The sequence below is a fragment of the Aerococcus sp. L_32 genome (assembly GCF_050689315.1).
This window is the reverse complement of sequence record NZ_JBOEQF010000685.1, coordinates 1-949: the sequence shown is the minus strand read 5'-3', so window position 1 is coordinate 949 and position 949 is coordinate 1. Positions and strand designations below refer to the sequence as shown.

Sequence of the window (949 nt, the reverse complement as noted above, 5' to 3'; positions counted from 1 at the left end):
GAAGATTGATTTAATCAATCTTCCCTCGGATTTTTTTGTTTAATGATAAATTATTTGTCGAAGCTCACACTCTAGTCGGATTCACACCCTTGTAATCGGATTTGCGTCGCACCTTAGTCGGGTTCACTCGACCAGCTAAAGTCCACTTCAGAATAGTTTGCATCACACTTTGTGTGATACGGCACTATTCTTCCAGTTTATGAGCGAGTTGATGCTTTAGCACTTACTCGCTTAAATGCGTTAGAAGTTGTTTAGCTGAGCGCTCTCACTCACACCCTTGTATTATTTCTGCATTTTTATGACTTGTACTTTTTTCAATAGTCGCCATAAACGAATCAAGGCGAAGACGTACATGATTTCTAATTGATAGACAACATAGAAGCCAAATAGGTTAAAGATGGTAATGACCATAAGTGGCATGGTTAATGACGCAAGGGCTAAAGAGAACCGCATTTTAAAGGTTAGTCTTAACCGAGTTGAATCGGGTAGCATACCAATTACTAGGGCAATCATCAGGCCAGCTAGCATTAGATTTAATAGGCTAGATAGGGCCACAATGATGAAGATAATCGGGTAGTAGGCCCAAGTTAGGCTAGTCATTGACTGGATAATACCTTTGACACCATCGCTATTGGCAGAGTCACCTAATTGTGTGTAGGTGAAGGCGATAGGTTGGCCTATGAATGATATGGTTAGGTTATCTGAGTTGTTTTCAACAGTAATCAGATTGTTTTGACTAGTCGTCACGTTTTGATTGGCGATTTCATCATTTGGATCAAAGGCATAGGTTATCAGGTCTGTTTCAAAAATAAAGGCTGCTTGGTCATCGCTGGTGGCGAGTTTGCCATCTGTCACTTGATAGTCAGGGATTTGATTAACGATCGATGTTGCGTTGGTTTCTAATAAATCAAATACTTTCAAAGTGTCGAAGAAGGTCGGAATTGCGGAG

1 protein-coding gene is annotated in these 949 nt (G+C 40.5%); it reads right to left on the bottom strand.

The window, feature by feature from the left end:
• Nucleotides 1-282: 282 nt before the first annotated feature.
• Nucleotides 283-949: DUF1189 family protein (locus tag ACRCJ0_RS15720; RefSeq protein WP_431391122.1), on the bottom strand; the 667-nt coding region annotated here is incomplete at its 5' end.